We start from the raw sequence: 6,357 nt of genomic DNA, 5'->3' as shown, positions 1-6,357 counted from the left end.
GGTACATACGCTGCTCGAAGCCGTGGCCCTGGTGGTGCTGGTCGTGATCATCTTCCTGCAGACATGGCGCGCTTCCATCATTCCGCTGCTGGCCGTGCCTATTTCTGTCATCGGCACGTTTGCGGTGATGCACCTGTTCGGTTTTTCGATCAACGCGCTCAGCCTCTTCGGGCTGGTGCTGGCCATCGGCATTGTGGTGGACGACGCCATCGTGGTGGTGGAGAACGTCGAACGCAACATCGAGGCGGGCCTGAGTCCGCGCGACGCCACCTACCGCGCCATGCGGGAGGTGTCCGGGCCCATCATCGCGATTGCCCTGGTGCTGATCGCCGTGTTTGTGCCGCTGGCTTTCATCACCGGCCTCTCGGGACAGTTCTACAAGCAGTTCGCGCTGACCATCGCGATCTCTACAGTGATCTCGGCCGTCAATTCGCTGACCCTGTCGCCGGCACTTGCCGCCTTGCTGCTCAAGAGCCATGACGCACCGAAAGACGCGCTGACCCGCGGCATGGACAAGGTGTTCGGCCGCTTCTTCGCAGGCTTTAACCGCCTGTTCAGCCGCGGTTCCGAAAACTACAGCCGCGGTGTCAAGGGTGCGATTTCGCGCAAGGCCATCATGCTGGGTGTCTACCTGGTGCTGGTGCTCGCCACGGCGGGCCTCTTCAAGGCAGTGCCCAGCGGTTTTGTGCCTGGGCAGGACAAGCAATACCTGATCGGTTTTGCCCAGTTGCCCGACGGCGCCACGTTGGACCGCACCGAGGACGTGATCCGCAAGATCAGCGACATCGCCATGAAACAACCCGGCGTGGAACACGCGATTGCTTTCCCCGGCCTGTCGATCAACGGCTTTACCAACAGCTCCAACTCGGGCATCGTGTTTCTCTCGCTCAAGCCCTTCGACGAGCGCAGGAGTGCAGACCTGAGCGCCGGCGCCATCGCTGGCCAGCTGAACGGAAAATTCGGCGGTATCCAGGAGGCGTTCATTGCGATGTTCCCGCCGCCGCCCGTGCAGGGACTGGGCACCACCGGCGGCTTCAAGCTGCAGCTGGAAGACCGCGGCTCGCTCGGTTATGCCGCGCTGGACGCCGCCACCAAGGCCTTCATGGCCAAGGCGTACCAGACACCTGAGCTGGCGGGCATGTTCTCCAGCTTCCAGGTCAATGTGCCGCAGCTGTATGCCGACATCGACCGCACCAAGGCGCGCCAGCTCGGCGTGCCGGTGACTGACGTGTTCGACACCATGCAGATTTACCTGGGCAGCCTGTACGCCAATGACTTCAACAAGTTCGGCCGCACATATTCCGTGCGGGTGCAGGCTGATGCACCTTACCGCGCCCGCGCTGAAGACATCGGCCTCTTGAAGGTGCGATCGGCCACCGGCGAAATGGTGCCGCTGTCGGCGCTGATGAAAGTCACGCCGAGCTTTGGCCCTGAACGCGCCATGCGCTACAACGGCTTCCTCTCGGCCGACATCAACGGCGGCGCCGCGCCCGGTTATTCGTCGGGCCAGGCGCAGGATGCGGTCGCCCGCATCGCGGCTGAAACCCTGCCACCCGGCATCAGCTACGAGTGGACGGACCTCACGTACCAGGAAATCATTGCCGGCAATTCGGCCATGTGGGTGTTCCCGCTGGCGCTGCTGCTGGTCTTCCTGGTGCTCGCTGCGCAGTACGAAAGCCTGACGTTGCCGATCGCCATCGTGCTGATCGTTCCCATGGGCCTGCTGGCCGCCATGCTGGGCGTGAAGCTGACCGGCGGCGACAACAACATCTTCACGCAGATCGGCTTGATCGTGCTGGTGGGGTTGTCGGCGAAGAACGCGATTTTGATCGTGGAGTTTGCGCGCGAGCTGGAGTTTGCCGGGCGCACGCCGCTGCAGGCCGCGATTGAAGCGAGCCGCCTGCGTTTGCGCCCCATCCTGATGACCTCGCTGGCGTTCATCATGGGCGTGCTGCCCCTGGTGTTGTCCTCCGGTGCCGGTGCCGAAATGCGCCATGCCATGGGTGTGGCGGTGTTCTCGGGAATGATTGGTGTGACGGCTTTCGGCCTCTTCCTCACGCCGGTGTTCTACGTCACGCTGCGCCGCCTCACGGGCAACCGTCCGCTCAAGCTGCATGGCGAAGTGCCGCACGTCGAGGCCTTCGCGGGCAGTGGTGGTGCAGGTGCGCACGCGCAGCCGGCAGCGCCCCTCAAGCTTCACGAATAACAACAAGCATCAAAGGTACAGGAGTTCATCATGAACCACACAACGTCCAAACTGCGCACCGCGCTGCTGCCTTTGCTGGCCGCCCTGGTGCTGGCCGGCTGCGCCACCAGCGCGTCGGTTGACCCGGCGAGCATTCCGGCTGCGCCTTCCGCCTACAAGGAAAACGCTGCCGCCGTCGCGGCGGCGCCTGCAGCAACCGCTCCGCAATCACAAGGCACCTGGTGGAAGGCGTTTGCCGACCCGGTACTCGACCAGCTGGTCGAGCAGGCCGGCGCCAACAACAACAGTGTCAAGGTGGCCGCGGGGCGGCTGGCCCAGGCGCGCGCCRTCCTGCGCAACACCGATGCCGACCGCCTGCCGCAAGTCGGTTTGAGCGGCGGCGCCGTGCGCCAGAGCAACATCACCACCAACCGCGTCGCGCAGACCACGGTGACGGCGGCGGCCAACTTTTCGTATGAAGTTGATTTGATCGGCAAGCTGTCGCTGAACTCTGACGCCGCATCGCTGGATGCGAAATCGCGCGAAGCCTTGCTGCGCAGCACCCAGCTGCTGGTGCAGGCCGATGTGGCGCAAACCTACCTCAACCTGCGCGCGCTCGACACCGAACGCACGCTGGTGCGTGACACACTGCAGGCTTACCGCAACACGCTGCGCCTGACGGAAGTGCGCTTCAAGGAGGGCGACGTGGCCGAGCTCGACGTGGCCCGTGTGCGCACCGAGGTCGCCTCAACCGAGTCCGATGCACTGGCGCTCGACCAGCGCCGCGCCGTGCTGGAGCATGCCCTGGCTGTGCTGGTGGGCGAGGTGGCGTCGAACTTTGCCGTCGCGCCCACCGAGTGGTCGACCGCGCTGCCGGTCATCCCGGCCGGTGTGCCCAGCACCGTGCTGGAACGCAGGCCCGATGTGTCTGCCGCGCAAAGCACCATGCAGGCCGCGCAGGCCCGCGTTGGTGTCGCCCAGGCTGCGTGGTTCCCGACCTTTTCGCTGACGGGCAACGCAGGTTATGCCGCGCCCGAGATCAAGGACCTGTTCAAGGTTTCGACCCAGGCCTGGGGCGTGGGTGCTTTGCTCTCGCTGCCGATCTTTGACGGCGGACGCCGCAAGGCCGGCGTGCAGAACGCGAATGCTGAACTCGACATCGCCTTGGCCAACTACCGTGAACAGATCCTCGTCGCCTTCAAGGACGTGGAAGACCAGCTCTCGGCCCTGCGCCTGCTGGCCGAGCAATCGGAAGCGCAGTCGCGTTCCGTCGCTTCGGCCACACGCGCCACGGTGCTGTCGGATTCACGCTACCGCAATGGCTTTGTCAGCCAGCTTGAACTGTTGGACGCGCAACGCAGCGAACTGCGCAACCGCCGCCAAGCGCTGCAGGTCAAGACCGCGCAGTACCTGGCAACGGTGGGTCTGATTCGGGCGCTGGGTGGCGGCTGGAGCACTTGAACACCCCTGTTGAGGCTCACTTCGTGTAGCCTCCTCTCCCCTTGCAGGGGACGGCGCCTGCGGCCTGGCGGAGCCAGTTCCGCGGCTCCTGCTGGTGAGGAGGGAAGCGCTCTCTGCCGGTTGTTGCTATCTAATTGATAGCTGGTGGCGCAGGTTCCTATTGGGCTGGAGGCCTGAATCGGTCCTGAAAATGACCTGAAAAGTGCTCTGAACGCTGTTTTGGAGCCTTTTGATCACCCAAAATAGCCTGTAGACCTTCAAAAAGGCCTTTTTTGAGTGCCAAAAGTGGCTGTGGCGCAATCAGGACATGCGCGAGCAGCTATTAAATTGATAGTGATTAGGCAGCGCTTGCAGCCGCTGGGGCTGGCCATCTGTTAAAACACTTGGCTTCCTTCTTTGTTCTTCTTTGTGTCTGCCCCCTGATGCCCGCTTCACCTGCTGTTCCTGTCACTTCTTCCGTTGCCTCTTCTCCTGAGCCCGCCACCATCCACTGGACGGAGGGCGGCGAGGCGCGTTCTGCGCGCTGGCGTTCCGAGCGCGGCGCGCCGCCGCCCAAGCGTGTGGTGATCGCTGACGACACCCTCGCGGCCGACGCTGCTTACCGCCTGGCCTGTGAAGGCACGGGCCTGCTCTGGCGTGGCGACTTCCAGAATGCCCGGCTACTGCTGCAGGCGCTGGCCCGCCGCGTCGACAAACCGGCCAAACCCAAGCGCGAGAAACGCGTGAAGGACCAGAAAGCCGGAGAGGCCAGCGCCCCCGTTGAAGCCGCCGCGCCGGTGTTCCCGGAAGCGTTTCACCTGCACCGCCAGGCGCAGGCGCAGCGTGCCCGCGTGCTGGGCATGGTGCTGATTCCGTTTGACGCGGACTACAGCATCCCCTTGCGCCGCGCACCGGATGCAAAAAAAGCCTGCGCCGAAGCCTGGGGACCATCCAGGGATGGCGCAGTGCCCTCCGTCGCATCGCTGCGCGAGCTGATGGGTTTCATCAGCTCGCACGAATGGCGCCGCAAGGGCGTGCCCATTCCCGCGCTGGGTGAAGACGGCCCGCACAACCGCATCCATCCGCACTACGGTGTTTTCTCGCCGGTGCGCGGTGAATACATCGACCTGGTGGCCCAGGCACCCGTGCCTGAAGGCACCGATGACCTGACCGGTTTTGACATCGGCACCGGCACCGGCGTGCTGGCTGCCGTGCTGGCGCTGCGCAGCGGCATCCAGCGCGTGGTGGCCACCGACCAGGACCCGCGTGCGCTGGCTTGCGCGCGCGACAACCTCAAGCGCCTGGGCTTTCCGCAAGTCGAGGTGCGCGAGGCCAACCTGTTCCCCGAAGGCAAGGCGCACATCATCGTCTGCAACCCGCCGTGGTTGCCCGCGCGTCCCGGCTCGCCGCTGGAGCATGCTGTGTATGACGAAGACAGCCGCATGCTGCTGGGTTTCCTCAACGGCCTGGCGACGCACCTGGAGCCCAAAGGCGAGGGCTGGCTGATCCTGTCGGATATTGCCGAGCACCTGGGCCTGCGCACGCGCGCGTGGCTCCTGGCGGCGATCGATGCGGCGGGCCTCAAGGTGGTGGACCGGCTGGATGCGCAGCCGCATCACCCCAAAGCCTCGGACGCCAGCGATGCGCTGCATGCGGCGCGCGCGGCGGAAGTCACATCGTTGTGGCGATTGGCCGCCAAATAAAAGCCAGGTGCGATGAAGGCTGAAGCACGCGCCACCGTCCTGCTGGCCCCGATGGAAGGCCTGCTGGACTTCGTACTGCGCGACATCCTCACGCGGGTCGGCGGCATTGACCGCTGCGTTTCTGAATTCATCCGCATCACCGACCAGCTGTTGCCCGAGCGTGTGTTTTATCGCATCGTGCCCGAGCTGCACCATGGCGGCCGCACGCTGGCCGGCGTGCCGGTGCGTGCGCAGTTGCTGGGCTCCGACCCGGGTTGCATGGCCGAGAATGCCGCGCGGCTCGCAAGCCTTGGCCCGGCAGGCATTGACCTGAACTTTGGTTGCCCTGCTGCGGTGGTCAATCGCCACGGCGGTGGCGCATCGCTGCTGCGCGAGCCCGAAACCCTGACGGCCGTCGTCGGCGCGGTACGACGGGCGGTGCCGGCCGGCATGCCCGTTTCGGCCAAGATGCGGCTGGGCTACGAAGACGATGCGCGTGCCGTGGAATGTGCGCTCGCCATCGAAGCCGGCGGCGCCGGCGAGCTGGTCGTACACGCCCGCACCAAAGCCCAGGCCTACAGGCCGCCGGCTTACTGGGAGCGCATTGCCGACATCCGCGCAGCAGTCAGGATTCCGGTGGTGGCCAATGGCGAGATCTGGACAGTGGAAGATGCGCGGCGCTGCCGCGAAGCTTCAGGTTGCGACGTGCTGATGATCGGCCGCGGCGCGGTGCGCGACCCGGGCCTGGGGCTGGCGATCAAGGCCGACTTGGCCGGTGAGCACCATGCCGCCGTAAGCTGGCCCACGCTGCTGCCGCTGATTGCCGAGTTCTGGCACATCGTCTGCTCGCGGCTTGAGACGCGTGCGAGAGCGGGGCGCCTCAAGCAGTGGCTGAATTTTTTGCGGCGGCGTTTTCCGGAGGCGGAGGTCGCCTACCAGGCGATCAAGACGGTGAATGATCCGGTGTTGGTGGAGGCGTGGCTGGTGCAGGCATCAAACAGCAACTCTTAAATGGTTTTTTGTTCGACTCGCATTTAGGCTTCGTTTGAT

4 protein-coding genes are annotated in these 6,357 nt (G+C 64.8%); all 4 read left to right on the top strand.

Going from position 1 to position 6,357, the window contains the following annotated elements; genetic code table 11:
* Positions 1-2,206, top strand: a 2,206-nt coding sequence (locus tag AC1D1P_RS11310) for an efflux RND transporter permease subunit (RefSeq protein WP_477673032.1), incomplete at its 5' end; no start/stop codon positions are given.
* 30 nt (positions 2,207-2,236) lie between these two features.
* Complete coding sequence (locus AC1D1P_RS11305; RefSeq protein WP_477673031.1) at positions 2,237-3,646, top strand: efflux transporter outer membrane subunit; 1,410 nt, start codon at positions 2,237-2,239, stop codon at positions 3,644-3,646.
* 422 nt (positions 3,647-4,068) lie between these two features.
* The gene (locus tag AC1D1P_RS11300; RefSeq protein ID WP_477673030.1) at positions 4,069-5,328 is read left to right on the top strand and encodes a methyltransferase; all 1,260 of its coding nucleotides are present in this window, start codon (positions 4,069-4,071) and stop codon (positions 5,326-5,328) included.
* A gap of 12 nt (positions 5,329-5,340) precedes the next feature.
* Positions 5,341-6,318, top strand: a complete 978-nt coding sequence (locus AC1D1P_RS11295) for a tRNA dihydrouridine synthase (protein WP_477673029.1) — start codon at positions 5,341-5,343, stop codon at positions 6,316-6,318.
* Positions 6,319-6,357: the final 39 nt, after the last annotated feature.

Source organism: Polaromonas sp. P1_E1_2, assembly GCF_056406035.1.
The sequence above is the reverse complement of the archived record's forward strand: the minus strand, read 5'-3'. Positions and strand labels throughout refer to the sequence as shown.

Excerpts from the sequence above, each read along its gene's own strand:
- AC1D1P_RS11300 (WP_477673030.1), top strand. The coding sequence starts at position 4,069 with ATGCCCGCTTCACCTGCTGTTCCTGTCACTTCTTCCGTTGCCTCTTCT.
- AC1D1P_RS11295 (WP_477673029.1), top strand. The coding sequence starts at position 5,341 with ATGAAGGCTGAAGCACGCGCCACCGTCCTGCTGGCCCCGATGGAAGGC.